This window comes from Bacteroides sp. 44_46 (assembly GCF_001915465.1).
In the GTDB taxonomy this organism is placed as follows: domain Bacteria; phylum Bacteroidota; class Bacteroidia; order Bacteroidales; family Bacteroidaceae; genus Bacteroides; species Bacteroides clarus.
The window spans coordinates 20,567-43,091 of the sequence record NZ_MNQO01000010.1 but is presented as its reverse complement, the minus strand read 5'-3'; the positions used below and the strand labels follow the sequence as shown (position 1 = coordinate 43,091).

18 protein-coding genes are annotated in these 22,525 nt (G+C 44.8%); 6 read left to right on the top strand and 12 right to left on the bottom strand.

Features of this window, described 5'->3' with window-relative positions:
• A partial coding sequence (locus tag BHV73_RS04850; RefSeq protein ID WP_022042868.1) for a DUF6078 family protein occupies positions 1-136 on the top strand: 136 nt, incomplete at its 5' end.
• A 134-nt stretch (positions 137-270) separates the two neighbouring features.
• Here the strand turns inward: BHV73_RS04850 and BHV73_RS04845 are convergent.
• From BHV73_RS04845 to BHV73_RS04830, 4 genes are all read right to left on the bottom strand, one after another.
• Positions 271-1,653, bottom strand: coding sequence for a TolC family protein (locus tag BHV73_RS04845; protein ID WP_258974272.1), 1,383 nt, complete (start codon positions 1,651-1,653; stop codon positions 271-273).
• Positions 1,650-4,790, bottom strand: a complete 3,141-nt coding sequence (locus BHV73_RS04840; protein ID WP_286737061.1) for an efflux RND transporter permease subunit — start codon at positions 4,788-4,790, stop codon at positions 1,650-1,652. Before BHV73_RS04840 ends, BHV73_RS04845 begins: the two co-directional genes overlap by 4 nt.
• A complete protein-coding gene (locus BHV73_RS04835) occupies positions 4,787-5,857 on the bottom strand; it encodes an efflux RND transporter periplasmic adaptor subunit (RefSeq protein ID WP_286737060.1) in 1,071 nt (356 codons plus the stop codon). The genes BHV73_RS04840 and BHV73_RS04835 overlap by 4 nt, the downstream gene beginning before the upstream one ends.
• A gap of 288 nt (positions 5,858-6,145) precedes the next feature.
• Positions 6,146-7,498, bottom strand: coding sequence for an MATE family efflux transporter (locus BHV73_RS04830; RefSeq protein WP_085959307.1), 1,353 nt, complete (start codon positions 7,496-7,498; stop codon positions 6,146-6,148).
• 105 nt (positions 7,499-7,603) lie between these two features.
• Here BHV73_RS04830 and lysS point away from each other — a divergent pair, with 105 nt between their 5' ends.
• From lysS to BHV73_RS04815, 3 genes are read left to right on the top strand one after another with little or no spacing between them, the layout of a single operon-like run.
• On the top strand, positions 7,604-9,334 hold the full coding sequence (gene lysS, locus BHV73_RS04825; protein ID WP_005678816.1) for a lysine--tRNA ligase: 1,731 nt from the start codon (positions 7,604-7,606) through the stop codon (positions 9,332-9,334).
• Between the two features lie 23 nt (positions 9,335-9,357).
• Positions 9,358-10,353: an NAD(P)H-dependent glycerol-3-phosphate dehydrogenase gene (locus BHV73_RS04820; protein WP_005678814.1), complete on the top strand. Its 996-nt coding sequence runs from the start codon at positions 9,358-9,360 to the stop codon at positions 10,351-10,353.
• Positions 10,354-10,371: 18 nt separating this feature from the next.
• Positions 10,372-11,709: a glucose-6-phosphate isomerase gene (locus tag BHV73_RS04815; protein ID WP_286737056.1), complete on the top strand. Its 1,338-nt coding sequence runs from the start codon at positions 10,372-10,374 to the stop codon at positions 11,707-11,709.
• A 75-nt stretch (positions 11,710-11,784) separates the two neighbouring features.
• On the opposite strand, the gene BHV73_RS04810 is transcribed toward BHV73_RS04815, so the two are convergent.
• Positions 11,785-12,288, bottom strand: coding sequence for a DUF5035 domain-containing protein (locus BHV73_RS04810; RefSeq protein WP_122140604.1), 504 nt, complete (start codon positions 12,286-12,288; stop codon positions 11,785-11,787).
• A gap of 206 nt (positions 12,289-12,494) precedes the next feature.
• Between BHV73_RS04810 and BHV73_RS04805 the strand changes: the two genes are divergently transcribed.
• Together BHV73_RS04805 and BHV73_RS04800 are read left to right on the top strand one after the other, a co-directional pair.
• On the top strand, positions 12,495-13,169 hold the full coding sequence (locus BHV73_RS04805; protein ID WP_005678810.1) for an inorganic diphosphatase: 675 nt from the start codon (positions 12,495-12,497) through the stop codon (positions 13,167-13,169).
• A gap of 30 nt (positions 13,170-13,199) precedes the next feature.
• Positions 13,200-16,052, top strand: a complete 2,853-nt coding sequence (locus BHV73_RS04800) for a bifunctional fucokinase/fucose-1-phosphate guanylyltransferase (RefSeq protein WP_286737042.1) — start codon at positions 13,200-13,202, stop codon at positions 16,050-16,052.
• A gap of 303 nt (positions 16,053-16,355) precedes the next feature.
• Here the strand turns inward: BHV73_RS04800 and BHV73_RS04795 are convergent, their stop codons facing one another.
• The 7 genes from BHV73_RS04795 to BHV73_RS04765 form a co-directional block, all read right to left on the bottom strand.
• Positions 16,356-16,982, bottom strand: a complete 627-nt coding sequence (locus BHV73_RS04795) for a hypothetical protein (RefSeq protein WP_258908787.1) — start codon at positions 16,980-16,982, stop codon at positions 16,356-16,358.
• 18 nt (positions 16,983-17,000) lie between these two features.
• On the bottom strand, positions 17,001-19,424 hold the full coding sequence (locus tag BHV73_RS04790; RefSeq protein WP_286737040.1) for a GumC family protein: 2,424 nt from the start codon (positions 19,422-19,424) through the stop codon (positions 17,001-17,003).
• A 12-nt stretch (positions 19,425-19,436) separates the two neighbouring features.
• The gene (locus tag BHV73_RS04785; RefSeq protein WP_286737038.1) at positions 19,437-20,231 is read right to left on the bottom strand and encodes a polysaccharide biosynthesis/export family protein; all 795 of its coding nucleotides are present in this window, start codon (positions 20,229-20,231) and stop codon (positions 19,437-19,439) included.
• A 486-nt stretch (positions 20,232-20,717) separates the two neighbouring features.
• Entirely contained in the window at positions 20,718-21,173 is a 456-nt protein-coding gene (locus BHV73_RS04780) for a hypothetical protein (RefSeq protein ID WP_187325305.1), read from the bottom strand.
• A gap of 27 nt (positions 21,174-21,200) precedes the next feature.
• Positions 21,201-21,572: a hypothetical protein gene (locus BHV73_RS04775; protein ID WP_286737036.1), complete on the bottom strand. Its 372-nt coding sequence runs from the start codon at positions 21,570-21,572 to the stop codon at positions 21,201-21,203.
• Positions 21,573-21,675: 103 nt separating this feature from the next.
• Positions 21,676-21,831, bottom strand: a complete 156-nt coding sequence (locus BHV73_RS04770) for a hypothetical protein (RefSeq protein ID WP_234093402.1) — start codon at positions 21,829-21,831, stop codon at positions 21,676-21,678.
• 34 nt (positions 21,832-21,865) lie between these two features.
• Complete coding sequence (locus tag BHV73_RS04765; RefSeq protein ID WP_234093403.1) at positions 21,866-22,453, bottom strand: WbuC family cupin fold metalloprotein; 588 nt, start codon at positions 22,451-22,453, stop codon at positions 21,866-21,868.
• Positions 22,454-22,525: the final 72 nt, after the last annotated feature.

The following is a 22,525-nucleotide window of genomic DNA, read 5'->3' as shown; positions in this document are numbered from 1 at the left end:
TATGTATTACCGTATCCGCAACAAAGAACGCTTGCTGCATCCTTGCGAGCAAGAACAGATTGCGGCTATCTTTTTGAAACATGGTATTAAAACCAAACCCGAATTTGACCGGTATATTGATAAATACGACTGGTAAATCGCTGTTCCGGTATGTTCTGACAAAGGGTTATTCTCACCATAGTGAGAATAAATACTCATTACTATGAGAAAAAGTTCTCACCGTGATGAGAATACTTTGAGAAAAACACTATCTTTTTTCGAAGGAAGCAATTAGTCGGTCGGATGCAGTTGCCCCGCCGCTTTCAGATAAGCAATATAATTCACATACAATTGGAAATGAGCGTCTACACGTGTCTGGTAAGCCTGTTGCCAGAGCATTTGCGCTTCCAAATAATCCGAGAGAGTTTCCAGTCCGACCTCATACTGTTTGCCACTGACTTTCATATTTTCTTCCGCCTGTTCCAGTGAACGATCGGAAAGTTCCGTTTCAAGACGCGCCTCATCCAAGTTATTGGTTGCCTGCATTAATTCCAGCAACATCTTTTCACTGGCATTTTCTTGTTCAAGACGGGTTTGTTCGAGTTTCGCTTTGGCGGATTTTACCTTATTGGCACGTTCACCAAAATGAAACAGGGGGACGGAGACATTCAAAAAGACGGAGAAAGCTCCTTTTTTCATAAATGTTTCGTCGTTGATTTCCAGCCCGTGAAGATAGTCGTAGCTGCCTCTGACGCCGATACGAGGGAGCAATTCACTACGGTTCAGCTTCACTTCCTGCTCAGCGATAGCAACTTGTTTGTTCAGTATTCCATATTCCGGACGGGCGGTAATATCGGAAACCTGGATTTTCCACTCCTGTTCCACTTCGGGGAAGTCATCGGAAATATCAATTTGCGTTGTCAAAGGACGTCCGATGTAATGGCAAAGATTCATGGAAGCAAGGCGAAGGGCATTGTCTGCCTTACGCAAAGAAAGTTCGCTGTCGTTGAGCTTCACTTGCACTTTCAATACGTCATTCTGAGGTTTCATGCCATGTTGGTGGGCACTTTTCACGTTCCGGGACAGTTCCGTCAATAAAGCGTGATATTTCTCGGCCACTTTCTTCATTTCTTTGGCTTTCACTAGTTGGACGTAAGCTTTGTCCGTATTCAGAAGAACTTCCGAGGTAGTCAGCGCTTCGTTCAGGTGAGCCATCTCTTTACCCAGCAAAGACATTTTATAGGCCGCACGAATTTTGCCGCCCATATAGAGAGGCTGTTCCATTTGTATGCCGCCGGAATAAACGGTTCCTACTTTATAATCCAGGTTCAACCCGGGGAAATAGGCGAAACCGCTGGATACCAGTTCTCCCGTAGTGGGGTTGGGCATGAAAACAGGGAGATTACCGCCCGGAATGCCGAGACTTCCATCGGCAGTGCTGTAAATCCCTGTTCCGTTGGCGGTAAAATTCGGGAAAAAATTGGCTTTATAGCTGAGGGACATCAACCGTGCTGCTTCTGTCTGCCGGTCGGCAGCAGCCATTTCCTTATTGTATTTCAACGCCATTTCGCGGCATTGTTTCAGGCTTAGTTTCTCTTGTGCGGAAAGAGAAAGCGTTGTGCCGAACAATATGCCCGCTATTATTCCAATGGCTGAAAGAATCTCTTTTTTCATTTGTCTGTCTTTTTTATATGAAAGAATAGTGCATACAAAATAGGAATAAACAATAAAGTAATCAGCGTACCGAACAACAGTCCGCCCATAATGGAAGCCGCCAATGAACCGAACATGGCATCCGGCAACAATGGAATCATTCCCAGAATGGTAGTGAGCGATGCCATCATCACAGGACGGAGACGGCTCTGCGAACTATCTATCAGTGCCGTTACCGGTTCCACTCCCTGACTGATTTGCAGGGTAATTTCATCCATCAGCACAATACCGTTTTTGATAATCATACCGATAAGTCCCAGTGTACCGACGATAGCAACAAAGTTGAACATCTTTCCGGTCAGCAGCATTACAGCTACCACACCGACAAATACCAAAGGAATCGTGCAGAAGATGATAACCGGCTTCCGATAATCCTTGAACAGCATAATCAAGATAGAAATCATCAGGATGATAGCAAACGGGAAGTTCTTGAACAAATACTGCATGGATTTCGTGCTGGCATTTCTTTCGCCTTGCCATTGCAGCTTGTAGCCGTCGGGAAGCGGAATCCGTTCAATCTGCCCGGCAATAGACTGCCGGGCTTTCTCCGTTTCCACGCCCGGAACAGGGGAACATTGCACGCGCTGGCTACGTTGCCCGTTATAGCGGGGGACAACCGGGTCTTCCCATTTCACGTCTATCCGCTTACTGATTTGTTTCAGCGGAGTAGTTCCCATTAAAGTTTCCACAAGTTCCTCTTTAGAGAGTGTTCCCGTTTTCAGCTTCATCATCATCTCCTGTGTCAACAAGCCGTTGAGGGAAGGAAGGGAAGAAAATATCTGCGTGTTATCCAGATTCTCAATAGGTTTTCCATGTTCGTCAAGACAGCGCAAGTAGATGTTATCCTTATGAATTCCTTCGTAGAAAGAACCAATCGGGATACCACTCGTAGCCGTGAGCAGGGAAAGACTCACGTCATTTCGGCTCAGTCCGATAGCACGTGCCGTAGGCTGATCGTATTCAATCGTCAGGACGGGAACCTGCGGTTCCCAGTCGGTGGTAATCAGACAGACGTCCGGGCAATTTTCCATGATTTTCCGGGCACTGTCTGCCAGTTGATGTAGCACGGCAGGGTCGGGACCGGTAAATTGCGCTTCGATAGGATATTTCTTGAACATCAGGTTATAGCGGTTCAACTTCACATAGGCATCCGGATAATGGGAAGAAAGATACTGTTGAATCTCTGCCATGTTGTCGACCAGTGCATCGGGCGAAGTAAAGTCGATTATCAGTTCACCGTAAGATAAAGAAGGGTTGGCTATATTACGTACCAAGTTGTAACGGGCAGGCGTCCCGCCGATAGAAGTGGTGACGTGCGTGATTTCAGGACGTTTCTTCAAGTAAGCCTCTATCTCTTCCAAGTCGCGTGCCACCCGTGTGGAATTAATGCCTTCGGGAAGTTTATATTCCATGTATAGCTGGTCGTAGACCATATCCGGGAAGAAACCCTGCTTCATAAACCGGTAACTAAACCCCGAAAGTACCACCAAGGCAATCATGGCAAAGACAAAGCTCCAGCGATGTGCCAGGCTAAATCTCAATAATGAACGCAGCACTGCATATATTTTTCCTTCGTACACCCGCTTTCCGGTAGTGGCAGTAGCTGCGGATACGTCCGGATGCAGAATCCGGTTCGCCATTAACGGGACGTGCACCAAGGCGAGTACCCAACTAAGCAGCAGGGAGACCGCCAACACAATAAACAAGTCGCGCGTGTAGACTCCTGCCGTATCGGGAGACATGAATATAGGAAGGAAAGCGATAATAGCAATCAGGGTAGCGCCGAGCAGAGGCATTGCCGTCTGCCGCCCGATAGCGGTCATGGCTTCCATGCGGCTCTTTCCGGCTTTCAAATCGACCAGAATACCGTCTATAATGACAATCGCATTATCCACCAACATTCCCATGGCAAGTACAAAGGATGCCAAAGATACACGCTGCATCGTGCCGTCCATAAAATACAAAAACAGGAAAGTGCCGAACACTGTCACTACCAGACTGATACCGATAATCACCCCGCTCTTGAATCCCATTGCAATCATCAGGATGACAACTACAATAATCACGGATTCTATCAGATTCAGGATAAATGTCCCCAAAGAACTTCCGACACGTTCGGGCTGATAGAATACCTTGTGGCATTCCATTCCTGCCGGCAGGCGTTCGGCTTTCAGTTGTTCAAGTTTCTGCTCCACCCGTTTGCCGACTTTGATAATATCGGCATCGGGAGAGGCGGCAACCATGATTCCCATGGCACGCTGACGGTCATAGAACAATTCGTTGCGGGTGGGGTCTTCGTAGTCTTTTTCAATGCGGGCGATGTCGCTCAGACGCAGCTGGTCGGCATCGTGTCCCTGAATCAGCATACGTCCGATGTCTTCCACCGTCTTGAATTTATCGCTGACCGTGACCCGGATACGGCTGTCACCGTTGTCGTAATAGCCGGTATAGGTTGTTTTATTCTGTCCGTTCAGGGTGGCAAGCACTTCGGCAGGTTTCACACCCAAGTTGGCCATTCGGTCTTGCAATAGGGAGATGTTGATACATTCCGGACGGTTGCCGTATAAATCGACGCGTTCCACACCGTCCAATTCGCTGACTTCACGTTTGATTAATTCGGAATAGTCGGAAAGTTCCCTGTCAGAAAGTCCGTCGCCCGTCAAGGCAAAAAACATTCCGTAGACATTACCGAAATCATCTTTCACGATAGAAGGGCTGGCACCTTCAGGAAGTTCCGCCTGTGCGTTCGCCACTTTACGGCGCAGCAAGTCCCAGCACTGTTCCACGTCGGTTTCCTTGACAGTCGTTTTCAGTTCTACCTGAATCAGGGAGAGGTCGTTGTAGGAATAGCTTTCCACATTATCTATATTCCCCATAGAACGGATATTCTTTTCGAGTACATCCGTCACTTCCAGTTCCACCTGATGCGCGGATGCACCGGGATAGGTAGTAACCACCATGGCGAGCTTTACCGTTATTTCAGGGTCTTCCAGTTTACTCATCTCGTAGCTGGAATAAGCTCCGCCCACAATCAGTACAGCAATCAGGAAGTAGATTAACTTCTTGTTCTCAAATGCCCATTTACTAATATCTATCATAGCAGTCCTCCCACATTCGTTTCGGCAGCCGGAAGAAGAGGTTCCACCTGTTGCCCATCTTTCACATGATGCACTCCCGAGACAACAATCAAGTCACCCGGTTTCACTTCGTCCGAAACTATAAGGCATCTGCCGTCACTAAGCAAGCGAGTAACGGTCACATCGCAACGACGAATCGTTTTATCGGACGGATTATAAAGAAAGACACCCGTATTCCCGTTCTGACGGAGAATCGCTCCGCCGGGAACGGACAGGTTACGCATTTCCCCTTCGGCACATTCGATAGTGACCATTGTATTCATCCCAGGAGAAGGAACCGCCTGCTTGTCTCCGCTTTTCAATTGAAGGCGCATGGTATAGAGCTGGTTGGCATTCGCTTTGGGAGTGACGCTAATCAAATCCAGCACATATCTCTGCTGCGGATATACATCGAATGTGCAATAATAGCGGGTAAACTGCCGGCGACGGATATATTCCACTGCCGGAAGATTAATCTCCACTTCCAGCGTTCCCTCGCTGATTACGGAAACGACAGGCATTCCGGCAGCCACCGTCTCATGGGAGTCGAAAAGGCGTTTCTGTACATATCCGCTGAAAGGGGCATACAGGCGGGTATATTCCAACTGGTCCTTAGCATGGTTGTATTTGGCGGTAATCTGCCTCAGTCCGTACACGGCTTTGTCGTTTGCGTCGGGAGTGGTTACATTTTCCTTATAAAGAGCCATTACGCGCTCCGCTTCCGCCTTGACACGCTGGTATTCGGCTTCCGCCGCATCCAGTTGAATCTGATAATCTGTAGGATCAAGTTCGGCAAGCAGTTGTCCTTTGCGCACATAAGCACCGTCATTCACATACATACGCTGGATAGTTCCGCTCACCCGGAATGCCAGGCTTATGTCCTGAGCCGCTTTCACCCGTCCGGGAAACTGCAAGGCAGTCTGTTTGTCAGCAGAAAGTACGGTATCAATCTTCACTGCCGGCTTATTTTCTATATTCTGCACACGCTGATTGCATGACGCCAGCAAAACTGCAAGAAGTCCTGTCAATAAGAAGTTTAATCGTCTCATATTTTCATTTGTTATTTAGTTATTACAAAAGTATCCCAAGCAAACAAGTGGGGAAAGGTTGATATAGACGAAATATTGTTCTATTTGTAGGTTATCGGAGATAAAAAGCCGGAATAGTTTGTTATTTGTAGCTATTTGTTTGTTAATTTGCAGTGAAACCCATTTGAAACGAAAAGATACATGGAGCCACTGATGCCATTCAATTATGTTATAATAACTCCGGAAGATACATCTATGAGTGAAGGGTGTATGTCGGCATCTCTCCCAAGGAGTATCGCAACAAGCCCGTCAGACAGACACTTTCCTGAATTGCTTGAACTGCCACCAAAGCATTGTCCCGGCAATCAAGCTTGCTATAAGATCGGAAATCGGCATACTTATCCAGACTCCCAGTTGTCCGTAGAACTGTGGAAGAATCAGCAGACAAGGTATCAGGATAAGAACCTGGCGGGAGACAGACAAAAATATCGCCTTGCTCGCCATGCCGATACTCTGGAAGAAGTTGGAAGTCACCATTTGGAAACCCACAATAGGAAAGAACATCACAACAATACGCAGCCCTTTGGCAGAAATGCGTACCAGTTCTTCGTGTGTCGTAAAAATCGAGACTGCTAGCCGGGGAATAAACATTCCCATCAGGAAGCCTGTAGTGGTAACAATGGTTGCTGCATAAATAGTTATTTTCAAGACTTTTGTCACACGCGGATATTGCTTGGCTCCATAGTTGTAACCGGCGATCGGCTGCATACCCTGGTTCAGTCCCATTACAATCATGACAAAGAGGAATACCAATCGGTTGACAATACCGAACGCTCCGATAGCCAAGTCACCACCGTGATGCTGCAAACCTTGATTGATAAGAATAACGATGAAACAGGCTGCCAGATTCATAAGGAAAGGCGCCATACCGATTGCTAAAGAATCGACTACGATTTTCTTCTTCAACCGGAAAATTCCTTTATGGAAGTGCAGCAGTTCTTCTTTGTTAGAGAATAGCTTGAACTGCCATGCCAATGCGATGACCTGTGCGGTAATGGTAGCGATTGCCGCCCCTTGTATTCCCCAGCCGAAGCCATAGATAAAAACAGGGTCGAGTATCGTATTAATCACCACCGTGGCAATCGTGGCAACCATCGCTTTCTGCGGATGCCCCGCCGAACGGAGTACGGCATTCAGACCTAAATAAAGGTGGGTGACGACGTTACCCAATAAGATAACGACCATATAATCACGGGCATAGCCTACCGTGGCGTCACTACCACCGAAGAAATAAAGAATAGGGTCGAGAAATATCAGTGTGACAACCGTAAAGGCAAGTCCGATGATAATATTCAGTACCAGCACATTGCCGAGTACCCGTTGTGCGGTGTCGTAATCTTTTTGTCCCAGTTTCACCGAAACCAATGTAGCCGCTCCCACACCGACCAGCGAGCCGAAAGCGGCAGCGAGATTCATCAGCGGAAAGGTCAGCGCCAATCCGGAGATAGCCATTGCCCCTACCCCGTGACCGATGAAAATACTGTCCACCATATTATATAGAGAAGACGCCGTCATGGCGATAATTGCCGGAATGGCATACTGCATTAAAAGCTTCCCGATCTTTTCCGTTCCCAACGCAGTGGGTGTCTTTTGTCCTGTCATACCTATTAGTTTGAGGGCGCAAAGATACAAAAAAGAGACAGATTACGGGATATATGAGAAAAGTTTCGTATTTTTGCCCACAAAATTGAGTTAATACGTAACGAAATGAATATACTAGAACTAAGTGAACAGGAAATCATTCGACGCAACAGCCTGAATGAGCTTCGTGCAATGGGTATCGACCCATACCCTGCAGCAGAGTATGTAACCAATGCTTTCTCTACAGATATTAAAGCTGAATTCAAGGACGAGGACGAGCCGCGCCAGGTTTCTGTAGCCGGACGTATCATGAGCCGCCGCGTAATGGGTAAAGCTTCTTTTATCGAATTACAGGACTCTAAAGGTCGCATCCAGGTGTACATCACCCGTGACGACATCTGTCCGGGAGAAGACAAGGAACTGTACAACGCTGTATTCAAACGCCTGCTCGACTTAGGTGACTTTATCGGTATCGAGGGCTTTGTATTCCGCACCCAAATGGGCGAAATCAGTATTCACGCAAAGAAGTTGACCGTACTTGCAAAATCTATCAAACCGCTTCCTATCGTAAAATACAAGGACGGCGTAGCTTACGACTCTTTTGAAGATCCCGAACTCCGTTATCGCCAACGTTATGTAGACCTGGTGGTAAACGACGGTGTGAAAGAGACATTCCTGAAGCGTGCCACCGTAGTGAAAACACTGCGTAACGCTCTCGATGAAGCCGGATACACTGAAGTGGAAACGCCTATCCTGCAATCTATTGCCGGTGGAGCAAGCGCCCGCCCGTTCATCACGCACCATAACTCGCTGGATATAGACCTTTACCTGCGCATCGCAACGGAACTTTATCTGAAGCGACTGATTGTAGGTGGTTTTGAAGGTGTATATGAAATCGGCAAGAACTTCCGTAACGAGGGCATGGACAAGACCCACAATCCGGAATTTACCTGCATGGAACTCTATGTTCAGTACAAGGATTACAACTGGATGATGAACTTCACCGAGAAATTGCTGGAACGTATCTGTATCGCTGTAAACGGCTGTACGGAAAGCGTTGTCGACGGAAAGACTATCAGCTTCAAAGCTCCTTACCGCCGTCTGCCTATCCTCGACGCTATCAAGGAAAAGACCGGTTACGACCTGAACGGCAAGAGCGAAGAAGAAATCCGCCAAGTCTGCAAGGAACTGAAAATGGAGGAAATCGACGACACAATGGGTAAGGGCAAGTTGATTGACGAAATCTTCGGCGAATTCTGCGAAGGTACTTATATCCAGCCGACTTTCATCACCGATTATCCGGTTGAAATGTCTCCGCTGACCAAGATGCACCGTTCCAAACCGGGACTGACCGAACGTTTCGAATTAATGGTAAACGGCAAGGAACTTGCCAACGCCTACTCGGAATTGAACGACCCGATCGACCAGGAAGAACGCTTCAAAGAACAGATGCGTCTGGCTGACAAGGGTGACGATGAAGCAATGATTATCGACCAGGACTTCCTGCGTTCTTTACAATATGGTATGCCTCCTACATCGGGTATCGGCATCGGTATCGACCGTCTGGTTATGTTAATGACCGGTCAGACTACCATTCAGGAAGTGTTATTCTTCCCGCAAATGCGCCCGGAAAAGGTGGTGAAGAAAGACGCAGCCGCCAAATATATGGAACTGGGTATCGCAGAAGACTGGGTGCCTGTTATTCAGAAAGCCGGCTACAACACCGTAGAAGACATGAAAGATGTCAATGCGCAGAAGCTACACCAGGACATCTGCGGCATCAATAAGAAATACAAATTAGAACTGGCCAACCCGTCGGTAAACGACGTAACTGATTGGATACAGAAAATTAAATAAGTTCTTCATCCAAATCCATACAAATGAAATTACCCGGTAAGATAGCGATAATGGGCGGTGGAAGTTGGGCCACAGCTATTGCGAAGATGTGTCTGGCTCAAGAAGACTCTATCAATTGGTATATGCGACGCGATGACCGCATCGCTGATTTCAAGAGATTGGGGCACAATCCGGCTTATCTGACAGGAGTGAAATTCGATACCAAGCGTATCTCTTTCAGTTCCAACATCAACGATGTTGTGAAAGAATCGGATACGCTGATTTTCGTCACTCCTTCCCCTTATCTGAAAGCTCACCTGAAAAAGCTGAAAACCAAGATAAAGGATAAGTTCATCATCACCGCTATCAAAGGAATCGTACCCGACGACAACGTTATCGTATCAGAATACTTTACCAAGGAATACGGTGTTCCTCCCGAAAATATCGCTGTACTGGCAGGTCCCTGCCACGCAGAAGAAGTAGCTTTGGAACGCCTTTCTTATCTGACCATCGCCTGCCCGGACAAAGACAAAGCACGTATCTTCGCGCGCCGACTGGGAAGCAGCTTTATCAAAACATCTGTTAGTGACGACGTATCAGGTATCGAGTACAGTTCGGTACTCAAAAACGTATATGCTATCGCCGCCGGTATTTGCAGCGGACTGAAATACGGCGACAACTTTCAGGCCGTACTGATTTCCAACGCTATCCAGGAGATGAACCGTTTCCTGAATACGGTACATCCGTTGAACAGAAACGTAGATGAATCTGTTTATCTGGGTGACTTGCTGGTGACCGGCTATTCGAATTTCAGCCGTAACCGGACATTCGGCACAATGATCGGTAAGGGATATTCCGTAAAGAGCGCACAGATTGAAATGGAAATGATCGCTGAAGGTTACTACGGTACGAAGTGTATCAAGGAAATCAACAAGCATCATCATGTCAATATGCCGATACTGGACGCTGTGTACAACATTCTATACGAACGTATCTCGCCTATGATCGAGATTAAATTACTAACTGATTCTTTTAGATAACCTTTAAACAAGAAAGATATGATTAGCTTGAACATTGAAAAGACTTTTGGATTTATCTCCAAAGAAAAGGTTTCTGCCTACGAAGCAGAGGTAAAAGCCGCACAGGAAATGCTGGAAAAAGGAACTGGAAAAGGGAACGACTTTTTAGGCTGGCTGCACTTGCCTTCTTCTATCAGCAAAGAACACTTGGCTGACTTGAACGCTACCGCAAAGGTATTGAGAGACAACTGTGAAGTAGTGATCATTGCAGGTATCGGCGGTAGCTATCTGGGCGCACGTGCCGTAATCGAGGCGTTATCTAATAGCTTCACTTGGTTGCAGGAAAAAAAGACAGCTCCGATCATGATTTATGCCGGACACAATATCAGCGAAGATTATCTATTCGAACTGACTGAGTATCTGAAAGACAAGAAATTCGGTGTTATCAATATCTCCAAATCGGGAACTACTACCGAAACTGCGCTTGCCTTCCGCCTGTTGAAGAAACAATGCGAAGACCAACGCGGCAAAGAAACTGCAAAACAGGTAATCGTAGCTGTAACAGACGCCAAGAAAGGTGCAGCACGTGTTACTGCCGACAAGGAAGGTTACAAAACATTCATCATCCCCGATAATGTAGGCGGACGTTTCTCTGTACTGACTCCGGTCGGTTTGCTGCCGATTGCTGTTGCCGGGTTCGACATTGAGCAACTGGTTGCCGGTGCTGCCGACATGGAAAAAGCATGTGGCGCAGACGTTCCGTTTGCAGAAAACCCTGCTGCTATCTATGCTGCTACCCGTAATGAACTGTACAGAAACGGAAAGAAGACCGAAATCCTCGTCAACTTCTGTCCGAAACTGCATTATGTAAGCGAATGGTGGAAACAGCTTTACGGAGAATCAGAAGGTAAGGACAACAAAGGTATTTTCCCCGCATCAGTAGACTTCTCTACCGACCTTCACTCTATGGGACAATGGATTCAGGAAGGTGAACGTTCTATCTTCGAAACTGTCATCTCACTGGATAAGGTAGACCATAAACTGGAAGTTCCTTCTGACGAAGCCAATCTGGATGGTCTGAATTTCCTAGCCGGCAAACGTGTGGATGAAGTGAACAAAATGGCGGAACTGGGAACTCAATTGGCTCACGTAGACGGTGGCGTACCTAATATGCGTATTGTTCTTCCTTCATTGAGCGAATACAATATCGGTAGCCTGCTTTATTTCTTCGAAAAGGCTTGCGGTATCAGCGGTTATCTGCTGGGCGTGAATCCTTTCAACCAGCCGGGTGTAGAAGCATACAAGAAGAACATGTTTGCGTTGCTGAACAAACCGGGTTACGAGGAAGAATCCAAAGCGATCCAATCAAGATTGTAATAGAATCTATACATAAAAAAGAAGCGGTCTTAATAAGACCGCTTCTTTTTTATGTTGTCTATCGACATTCCGTTCTTAATCTTCCTCCTCTACCTCTTTGGTTTTCAAGCCGATTTCCTCTTGTGCGCCTTCGCATTCAGCCTTGGAGGAAAGATAGAAAGCCAACTTCACATCACCGTTCTTATCTACATGTTCAATAGTAGCTTTCACCATGACCCTGGTTTGCGTCACACCGTCCTTAAAACGTAACTGACCTTTTTCCTCATCCGTCAGGTTTCCTTCGGTAGAGACTTCGGCTTTTTCATAACGAAGTTCGGCTTTCACCGCTTCGTCATTCTGAAGTTTAAAGGTTTTAAGTTCAGCTCCATTCCCATCCAAGAGCAAAAAAGCATTCACCTTATCCCCTACCTTTAAAGCCGGCAGATTATCTTTCTGATTAGTATAGTCTTCCCCTTTAGAATCCTCACTGTCCGGATCAGTATTTACATACAGTCTTTCTATCGTGATAACAGGACTCTCCCCACTATCGGAACAAGCACCTAAAAACAAAGGTAGCAACAATAATACTCTCTTTTTCATGCTATCATTGAGTTTATAATGCTACAAAAATACACATAATCTCCTAAATGACAAATAATTGGATACTTTATTGCTCAAAGAGCCCGCTTGAAACTATCCGTCCGTTTTGTCTTATCTCTCATTTTTTATAGTTATCTTTGCCTCGTATATGTTTCGAAATAAGAAGATTAAACTCTAAACAGATAATGGTTCACTATTTATAAAGTATGAAGAAAAAACTGAAAGCCGTCCTGTTCGATATGGACGGCGTGCTTTTTAATTCCATGCCCTATCATTCCGAAGCCTGGCATAAGGTGATGAAATCACACGGGCTTACTCTTAGCCGTGAAGAAGCCTATATGCACGAAGGACGGACAGGGGCTGCCACTATTAATATCGTATTTCAGCGTGAACTGGGAAGGGAGGCCACGCAGGAAGAAATAGAAAGTATATATCAGGAGAAAAGTGTCTTATTCAACTCGTATGCAGAAGCTGAACGTATGCCCGGCGCATGGGAACTGTTGCAAAAAGTAAAAGGTGAAGGACTCACTCCAATGGTGGTAACAGGTTCCGGACAACTTTCATTACTCGAACGGTTGGAGCATAACTTTCCGGGAATGTTTCACAAAGAACTAATGGTTACGGCATTCGATGTCAAATACGGAAAACCAAACCCGGAACCGTATCTTATGGCCCTGAAAAAAGGTGGTCTGAAAGCCGATGAAGCGGTGGTAGTGGAGAACGCACCTCTCGGGGTGGAAGCCGGACACAAAGCCGGCATTTTCACAATCGCTGTGAACACGGGACCTCTGGACGGACAGGTATTGCTGGACTCCGGAGCCGATTTATTACTACCGTCCATGCAAGCGCTCTGTGAAGCTTGGGATGGACTTGATTTATAGAAATTCTAACCAACAAACGACGATTCTATCATGCAAAAGTTATTATCTTTACCCCCAAACCTGATCCACTGTTTTCACGAACTGGAAGAAGTTAATCATAACGAATGGTTTTGTACATCCGATCCCATAGGCAGCAAGCTTGGCTCCGGAGGCGGAACAACCTGGCTCTTGCAAGCCTGCCACCAGGCATTTGCCCCACAAGAGTCTTTCAATGATTGGATAGGACGCGAAAAAAGGATATTACTTCATGCAGGAGGACAAAGCCGCCGCTTACCCAGTTACGGACCTTCCGGTAAGATACTGACCCCTATCCCGATCTTCAGTTGGGAAAGAGGACAAAGACTGGGACAGAACCTGCTGTCTTTGCAACTCCCGTTATACGAAAGAATCATGCAGCAAGCGCCGGCCGGCATGAATACATTGATAGCCAGTGGAGATGTATATATCCGTTCGGAAAAACCTTTGCAGGACATCCCCAATGTGGACGTCGTATGCTACGGCTTATGGGTAAATCCTTCTTTGGCCACTCATCACGGAGTTTTTGTCTCCGACCGGGAAAGCCCTGAAGTACTCGACTTCATGTTACAGAAGCCCTCTCTGGAAGAATTGGAAGGTTTATCCAAGACTCACCTTTTCCTAATGGACATCGGCATCTGGATTTTAAGTGACCGTGCCGTAGAGGTCTTAATGAAGCGCTCGCTCAAGGAAGGAACGAATGACATCAATTACTATGACTTATATTCCGACTATGGGCTGGCTTTGGGAGAACATCCCAAGACGGAAGATGAAGAAGTCAACCAACTATCCGTAGCCATATTACCGTTACCCGGCGGCGAATTTTACCATTTCGGTACAAGTCATGAACTGATTTCTTCTACGCTAGCCATACAGGACAAGGTACGTGACCAAAGAAAGATCATGCACCGGAAAGTAAAACCGAATCCGGCAATCTTTATCCAGAACTCCAGTACACAAGTCTCCCTCTGTGCAGATAACGCTAACCTATGGATTGAAAACAGCCATGTAGGGGAAGGCTGGCATCTCGGATCACGCCAGATAATCACAGGTATTCCCGAAAATCAATGGAATATAAATCTGCCGGACGGTATCTGTATTGACGTGGTTCCTTTTGGCGACAACGCATTCGTTGCACGTCCTTACGGATTGGATGATGTATTCAAAGGGGCACTGAAAAATGAAACGACCACATATCTCAATATCCCTTTTTCACAGTGGATGCAGGAAAGAGCCCTTACTTGGGAAGACATAAATGGACGCACGGACGATTTACAGTCTGCTTCCATTTTCCCGGTAACAGCTTCCGTAGAAGATTTGGGTATATTGATACGTTGGATGATCTCCGAACCCCAACTGGAAGAAGGAAAACAACTTTGGCTAAAAGCAGAAAAAGTCTCTGCCGATGAAATATCCGCACGCGCGAATCTGAAACGACTGTATGAGCAGCGTAGCGCTTATCGCCGGAGCAACTGGAAAGGGCTGGCCGACAATTACGAAAAGAGTGTATTCTATCAACTCGATTTGCAGGATGCTGCCAAAGAATTTGTCCGCTTTGATTTAGCCACGCCTGACATATTAAAAGAAGACGCCGCGCCAATGGTCAGAATCCACAACCGGATGCTACGGGGACGTATCATGAAGCTACACGGCGACAGTAACTATAAAGAAGAAGAACAATCGGCATTCCAACTTCTTCGCGACGGATTATTGGGAGCTATGCCCAGCCGGAAGAACCAGCCCCGTCTCGATGTATATTCGGACCAGATTGTATGGGGACGTAGCCCCGTCCGCATCGACCTGGCAGGAGGGTGGACAGATACCCCTCCCTACTCTCTCTATTCGGGAGGAAGTGTTGTCAACCTGGCTATCGAATTGAACGGACAGCCACCCTTGCAAGTATATGTGAAACCATGTAAAGAGTATCACATCGTACTTCGCTCCATTGATATGGGTGCTGTGGAAATCATAGAAAACTATGAAGAACTGCAAGACTACAAGAAAGTCGGTTCTCCTTTCTCTATTCCCAAAGCGGCCCTTACTTTAGCCGGATTTGCACCGGAATTTTCCGCCGAGAACTACGCTTCGCTGGAAGAACATCTGAAAGCCTTCGGCGCAGGACTCGAAATTACCTTATTAGCGGCAATTCCTGCGGGTTCGGGGTTAGGAACCAGTTCCATTCTGGCTTCCACCGTTCTCGGAGCTATCAATGATTTCTGCGGACTGGCATGGGATAGAAACGATATTTGCAGTTATACATTGGCATTAGAGCAGTTGCTGACCACCGGCGGTGGTTGGCAGGATCAATATGGCGGTGTTTTTCCCGGTGTCAAGTTGCTTCAGTCCGAAGCCGGTTTCGAACAGAATCCTTTAGTACGCTGGCTGCCCGACCAACTATTCACCCATCCCGACTATCGCGACTGCCATTTGCTTTACTACACAGGCATCACCCGTACAGCGAAAGGAATATTAGCTGAAATCGTCAGCTCCATGTTCCTCAATTCCGGTCCGCACCTCAGCTTATTAGCCGAGATGAAAGTACACGCAACAGACATGAGCGAGGCTATTCTACGTGGTAATTTCGAGAACTTCGCCGGTCTGATTAATAAAACCTGGGCACAAAACCAGGCGCTGGACAGCGGCACAAACCCTCCGGCGGTAGCAGCCATTATCGAGACAATCAAAGACTATACATTAGGATATAAATTACCCGGTGCAGGCGGCGGCGGTTATTTATATATGGTAGCTAAAGACCCGCAAGCCGCAGGACAGATACGACGGATACTGACAGAGCATGCTCCTAATCCACGAGCACGTTTTGTTGATATGACTCTTTCCGACAAAGGGCTGCAAGTTTCACGAAGCTAATAAAAGAATAGAGGTTGTGTCAGCATTTTTGACACAACCTCTATTCTTTTAAATGTAATTATTTTATAAGAAATATATCAACGATCTTCACAGACAGTTGATATATGGGGTAAAAAAAGCATATCGGAAATCAAACCGATATGAAAGTGTCGGTTAAGATATACCGCTGTATTCTTCTTAACCAACGAAAAATGTAGGGTTCTTCATCTTATAGTATGAAGTTAGGGACCTACATATAGCAATTCAATATAAAATGTAACATATAATACTAATATTCAGATCAATATGCTATTTAAGGACTATTTAAGAAGATAGCTTCTCATATAACATAACTGCTTTTATCAACTGTAGATTCTCCCTGCAAAACCAAGGAAAGTCAACACAACGGAAATCAACACGATATTCATTAAGCAGATCGTAAAAGCGAATATCCTGTATCAACTCACGAACTGAAATGAACAGAAGCAAATACTTCTTCCTTTTACAATAAAACAATGCTTTCTGCAGTTCTGCATAGGCAATATTTTCTCCTGTTTTACATTCTGAGGTTTCTTCATCACAAAAAGACAATTGAATCTTTAACGAATTATTCCGTTCCAAATATTCAGTCAATCGTTCTTGTACTACAGGAGAGGAAGTATTACCATATAATACAACATCTTTATATTCCATATCCGATATTTCCCCAGAAGGAGTGCTTTTCAAGTCAGAACACAACATTTTATATTCTTTAAAGAGGCTTTGTTTCGTAGGTCTTCGTAATTTTTCAACAGAATAGAAAGCATACCTGAATACAAAATGTGTCCCCCGCTTCTCTATTGTTTCCTGTTCTGAGAAAAAAGCATGTAAACGCCTTTTATTGGTTTGAAGAGATTGCTTGGGAATATCTTCAAGCGTATTGGTGATATATTCGACTACCGTCTTTTTCATATATCACAGATTTATCTGTCACTTTTCTCCATATCCATAGCCGTAACCATAACGTTTACCATAACCGTAGTACTTACCGTACTTGCCGTAGCCGTAGTAATAACCGTATTTTCTCTTTTTCAAGTCCACACCGTTGATTACGGTACAAAGCTTAGACAACTTCTTCTCAATAGCCAACTCATTGATCAATGTATATTCGGCTTTATGAGTATAGTCGGCACAACATACGTATACTGACAAGTCAGCCACACGACCTACCAATAAAGTATCGGTTACCATACCGATAGGGGCAGTATCCATTATCACATAGTCGAAGTTCTGCTTCAAGATTTCTATGGCTTTATCCAGACCGTTACGAGCTAACAACTCCGTTGGATTAGGAGGCACAGAACCACCCGGAAGAACAAACAGGTTCTTATTGACATCAGAAGGTTGAACAAGTTCCATTAGATCCGTTTCAGGATTGGAAAGATACTGAGTAATGCCTTTCTCTTTATTGGAGAGATGGAATACTTTATTCAGTCCCGGCTTGCGAATATCGAGTCCGACAATCACGACCTTCTTTCCCAAAAGAGAAAGACTGATAGCCAGGTTTGCCGAAACAAACGATTTTCCTTCTCCACTGACTGTTGAGGTTACAAGGATAACCTTCTGATCATTATCGAGCATAAACTGAAGATTGGTACGAATATTACGGAAGGTTTCACTCATCAGATTATTCTTGTTCTCGAAGACAGCAATAGAGCCATTCTTCTTTTCGTCAGTCAATGGAATATCACCTATAATAGGAACACTCGTCAGTTTTTCTACGTCGGCACGACCTTCTATCTTGAATTTCGTCAGTTCAATCAGGTAAATGATGCCAACAGGAATCCCAACACCCAACACCAATGCAATTAAATAAATCATAGAGCGTTTGGGAGATACCGGAGTATCATCAGCTATCGCTTCATCAATAATCTTCGCATTATTTGCAGTAGCAGCTAACGCAATTGCGTTCTCTTCACGTTTCTGCAACAACATCAGATACAACCCTGCTTTAATTTCCTGCTGGCGGGCAATGCTTACATAAGCACGTTCCTGCCCCGGAGCGTTACTGATACGACGAGAGTAGCGGCTTGCCTCACGGTCCAGATTTGACTTGGTTATCATCAACCCCTGCAAAGTTCCTTCAAGAGTAGCCTGTACATTAGCTTTCATAGCACGGATACTCGTATCCAGATTCACAATAGCCGGGTTATTCTCTGTTGATGTACGTAGCAGACGTTTACGTTCCACCAACATTTCATTATAACGTTCAATCGCACCAATCAAGGCAGCATCCTGTAAACCAACATTACTTGGTAATACTTCATATTCATTACCTCTCAAGTATTTACGTAAGTCATTCACCAGACTGATTTGAGTACGGTTCTCCACACTCTTCTTTTCATATTCAGCATTACCGGCTAAGGCTATCTGAGCTTCACTCGTCAAGTCCGTGATACCTGCGTCACGCTTAAAGGTTTCCAAATCCGCTTCTGTACTTCCCAGTTCTTTTGAAATAATACTAATACGTTCATCAATAAACTCAGCAGTCTTCTGGGCGATTTCGTTTTTATCATTATTCGTATTACGATTATACATCTCCAGTAATTGGTTGATAAAATCCTGTCCACACTGCAAACTGGAATTTTTTAATGATATCACAGCCACAGAAGTAGTCTTGGAGGTTGGCGCAATAGACAAGCTGCTGCAATACCCCTTTGCCACTCTCATCGGTTTGTTGATAGTCGCAGTTATATGACGTACGTTCTTCTCTAACCGAGGTACTTTCGTGCCATCCTGCAAAGTTACCGAGTCAACATCTTGAAAGAAAGCCAATGTACCTTCATCAGTCGGGAAGATAGCAGGCAGTTTCTCAAAATGCTTCTGATATCCTTTCTCACCAACAGTCACATTCACATCTATACTTCCTTTAGGCTGCAGTATCATTTCCACTACCATCGGAGAACTTAGTTTCTCAGCCTCCTGAGGTGTCAAACTTACTTGTACCGGAGATGTCTTGTATAAACTTTTAGCCGGAAACTCATCCTCGTCTTTATAAGTTATATACAAGTTTAATTGATTAACAACTTCTTTTACAAGCGTTTTTGAGCGTAGGACTTCCAACTCGTTATCAATATTCTTAGAAGAAGTCATCAGACCACTTAATCCCATATCCTCCAATTCCGAAGAAACTCCCGAACCTCCTCCCTTCTTCTCATCTTTTATTAGAACGGTGGCTGAAATATTATAAATGGGGGTAGCCCAATGCAGATAAAACCATGCACCAACAAGACAGAGCAGCACTGCCCCTACAAACCAAGGCCAATGAATAATATATTTAAAAAGCAATGTCCGGAAATCTATTTGTTCTTCAGCCATTTGGCGTTCCTTCCCGTTTTGATTTTCTTCTTTCATGACTCTTTCTTTTTATTTCAAGATGTTAAACAACAAGCTGGCAATAGAAACAAGGATAGAAGTAGCAGAGAACCATAAGCTTGTACTATTTCCCACGTCTGAATTTCGTGCTTTCGCCTTATTCGGAGTAACGTATATGATATCATTCTGCTGCAGATAGTAATAAGGGGAAAGAATTGTCTCAGCCTTATTCAGATCCAATGGAATTATTTCCTGCTTGCCATTAGCATTCTCCCGTATTAGTTTTACATCATCACGCAAACCATATACGGTCATATCACCTGCCATAGCCAAAGCTTCCAGGATATTCACTTTTTCATTGGAAATCGTGAATGTACCGGGACGGGCAACTTCTCCGATCACAGAAATCTTATAATTTACCATACGTACTGTTACAATAGGAGTTTCAGTAATATAAGGTTTCAACTTTTCAACGATCATTTGTTCGGTTGCCTTTTTTGTTAATCCGCCTACATGAAGTTCACCTAATACCGGAAAGTTGATATTGCCGTCATTATCCACCAAGTACTGTTGAAGGACTGGCTGAGTAGTTGTATAACTCAAAGCTGCATTGTTCTGTGTGGCCACTGTCAAGTTGAAAGGTGCTGCCAGTTCGGGACTGGTACATGACACTACTATCGTTAACAGGTCCTTGGGCATGATCTTAGCATCATAAAGCTGTTCGTTCTGGGTACTGTACAAAACGACCTCAGCATCCTGCAGGTAAGGTACTTTTTTGTAGGACTGGCAGCCTGTAAACATTAATGTCGCCAATGCGCAATAGAATAATTCTTTCAATCTTTTCATATATTTCTTTCTTGCTGGGGTTATACAATTTTTCGCAAGACCGGGTATCCCCATTTCATCCGGCCAGTACGGTATATTATTGGAATTCTTAGGTAAGGTCTTTTTCTTTTACAGCTCAATCGAATAAGCAGGACAAGGTATCTTACTTACTGGTCCTCCTGTTCCTTCTTTTTTCGCCCTCCGATATGACCGTCCATATCCCGCATCCCGCTATGCCGAGGAACATCTTCAGTTTCCACTTCTCTAGTATGCCTTGATTGATCTTATGACAGACAAATTTTATCTTGTTCAAAAGACGAGTATGCCTATTCGGAAAATAACGGTTTTCCAAGACATACGCCCTTAACTCATCACAGAAGGCGATAAAATTCTGATCGTTCTTTCTGGACATTCATTTGCTATTTATAGAATTCGTATCCGCTTGCCCGGTGGTTTGTTTCCGCTCCCTCCTCACGGCCTATAACTACCTCCAGCCTCCGTGCGATATCAAAGAAAAACATGGAGATCGTTATAGTCCAGCATTGTCAAAGCCATTGAGGGTATAATAGCCCCATTCAAAGGTGTCAGGATCAACCTCCCCACCATCGAAACAGATGTTGCCATAACTCTCCTCGAAACGCTCCAGAAACATGTCACCCATATATTACCCTTTATGATGAATTTATGGAACGCCCTAAACACTTTAACCTGGGAATTGTAGTAAAGGCTACGGACAACCGTCACCAAATCCAATGCCATTGAATATTTAGTCTTCTGGGAAAGTTCAAGGTTGTCATCCGGTCTCCTCGGATCAACATCATCAAAGTAACCGTCAGTCAGCTGGTCATCATCCAGAATATGCTCGAAAAAGCGTTGGAGCATCTCCTCAAGGGACATTCCGTCAAAGTCATAGATCTCTGTTTTGAAAGGGTGGATGATCGGCATATCCGGTTCTACCGCCAATTCCTTCGACTTCTTCCGAACTTTTTTTCAGGACGGAATCAAGGTGGGAGCAAACAATTCCCGTAGTTCATCGACCATCAGCAGACTCTCCTTCCGCGTCTTCTTGTCATAACACACAGAGACCAAGAGAAACATCTTTAGAGTATCGATCCGGCAGGGAGCTTTTACCACAGAGGTATTAGGACACGCCTTGACAAACTCCTGGGCCAGTTCCTTCATGCAAAGCTTTTCCAATACCTCTATCGGATTTGACTTGACGTAAGAGTCGATCTTCTCAATCATATAAGGCTTACCTGATGATTTACTGACAGACACACCAAGGATAGTGGCAATCCGAAAAAATGACTCCTTATGGACAATACCCAAATTACTATGGTACGTAAACGAGATTATGCTCATCGTCTTTTTATGGGAAATGTAGGAAAAATTCATTGTGGTTGCTATCAGTAGACTTATGTCGAACCGCAGGCATTAGCACTACTTTGTTGACAGATAAACATTATTATTTCTTCAATGTTTCGAGAGCTTCGGCAGCATCTTTCTTTGTTATCTGGAGGCTGCGAGCTACATACTCAAGAATTATGAGATCCATTGAGTAACTATGCTGCTCCATTTCTACAAATTCTACTACATGCTTTTTCAATTCTTCTGTAATCATACTCAATTATTGATTAAAGGGTTATATATCTTCATCATAGTTCCTTCATAACTTGCTCAACATCTTCCAATGGGACATTGAGCATACGAGAGACATACAAAGGGGAGATTACATCCATCGAACCAGACTGTCGTTCCATACCTATAAGGTATTCGATGTTCTTTTTGAGGTCACCAAGAGAGTTTGAGAACCCAGTATGTTCAAATGATTCAAAATCCCTTTTTGACTTATATTCATCAAGTGTTTCGCTTTCATCCTCACCATACTTGCCATCCTTTGCCTCATAAATAACACAAGGCTCCAAAACTTCTACGGTATGCCAAGCACATTGCGGAACAACACAACCGTAGTTCCCCTTTGATGGATCGAGATGGATTCGCTCTGTTTCGATACCATTGTCGTCATAGAACACTTCATCCATCTTTCCAACGAGCAATATCACATTCTCATTACTCATTGGATGGCGATGAATAGGCACTATAGTACTGCGCAACATAGCATTAAGCATACGTTGTCCTCCATCATTTAGACTTGTACGCAAGTCGTAGTTTATGCGCTTGCGGTCGCTTGACTCTGCCTGTACGAAGAGAGAATCAAGCAGTTCTTTGTTGATTTCTATCATATCGTATCTTGTCTGTCTTTTGTGGCCAAAAACAAGTAACTTACAAATTTCCAAACTGGCCAAAAAAAATCT

Excerpts from the sequence above, each read along its gene's own strand:
- BHV73_RS04795 (WP_258908787.1), bottom strand. The coding sequence starts at position 16,982 with ATGAAAAAGACGGTAGTCGAATATATCACCAATACGCTTGAAGATATT.
- BHV73_RS04840 (WP_286737061.1), bottom strand. The coding sequence starts at position 4,790 with ATGATAGATATTAGTAAATGGGCATTTGAGAACAAGAAGTTAATCTAC.
- BHV73_RS04790 (WP_286737040.1), bottom strand. The coding sequence starts at position 19,424 with ATGAAAGAAGAAAATCAAAACGGGAAGGAACGCCAAATGGCTGAAGAA.
- BHV73_RS04805 (WP_005678810.1), top strand. The coding sequence starts at position 12,495 with ATGAAGAAAAAACTGAAAGCCGTCCTGTTCGATATGGACGGCGTGCTT.
- BHV73_RS04835 (WP_286737060.1), bottom strand. The coding sequence starts at position 5,857 with ATGAGACGATTAAACTTCTTATTGACAGGACTTCTTGCAGTTTTGCTG.
- BHV73_RS04830 (WP_085959307.1), bottom strand. The coding sequence starts at position 7,498 with ATGACAGGACAAAAGACACCCACTGCGTTGGGAACGGAAAAGATCGGG.
- lysS (WP_005678816.1), top strand. The coding sequence starts at position 7,604 with ATGAATATACTAGAACTAAGTGAACAGGAAATCATTCGACGCAACAGC.
- BHV73_RS04810 (WP_122140604.1), bottom strand. The coding sequence starts at position 12,288 with ATGAAAAAGAGAGTATTATTGTTGCTACCTTTGTTTTTAGGTGCTTGT.
- BHV73_RS04785 (WP_286737038.1), bottom strand. The coding sequence starts at position 20,231 with ATGAAAAGATTGAAAGAATTATTCTATTGCGCATTGGCGACATTAATG.
- BHV73_RS04845 (WP_258974272.1), bottom strand. The coding sequence starts at position 1,653 with ATGAAAAAAGAGATTCTTTCAGCCATTGGAATAATAGCGGGCATATTG.
- BHV73_RS04765 (WP_234093403.1), bottom strand. The coding sequence starts at position 22,453 with ATGATAGAAATCAACAAAGAACTGCTTGATTCTCTCTTCGTACAGGCA.
- BHV73_RS04775 (WP_286737036.1), bottom strand. The coding sequence starts at position 21,572 with ATGAGCATAATCTCGTTTACGTACCATAGTAATTTGGGTATTGTCCAT.
- BHV73_RS04820 (WP_005678814.1), top strand. The coding sequence starts at position 9,358 with ATGAAATTACCCGGTAAGATAGCGATAATGGGCGGTGGAAGTTGGGCC.
- BHV73_RS04800 (WP_286737042.1), top strand. The coding sequence starts at position 13,200 with ATGCAAAAGTTATTATCTTTACCCCCAAACCTGATCCACTGTTTTCAC.
- BHV73_RS04815 (WP_286737056.1), top strand. The coding sequence starts at position 10,372 with ATGATTAGCTTGAACATTGAAAAGACTTTTGGATTTATCTCCAAAGAA.
- BHV73_RS04770 (WP_234093402.1), bottom strand. The coding sequence starts at position 21,831 with ATGATTACAGAAGAATTGAAAAAGCATGTAGTAGAATTTGTAGAAATG.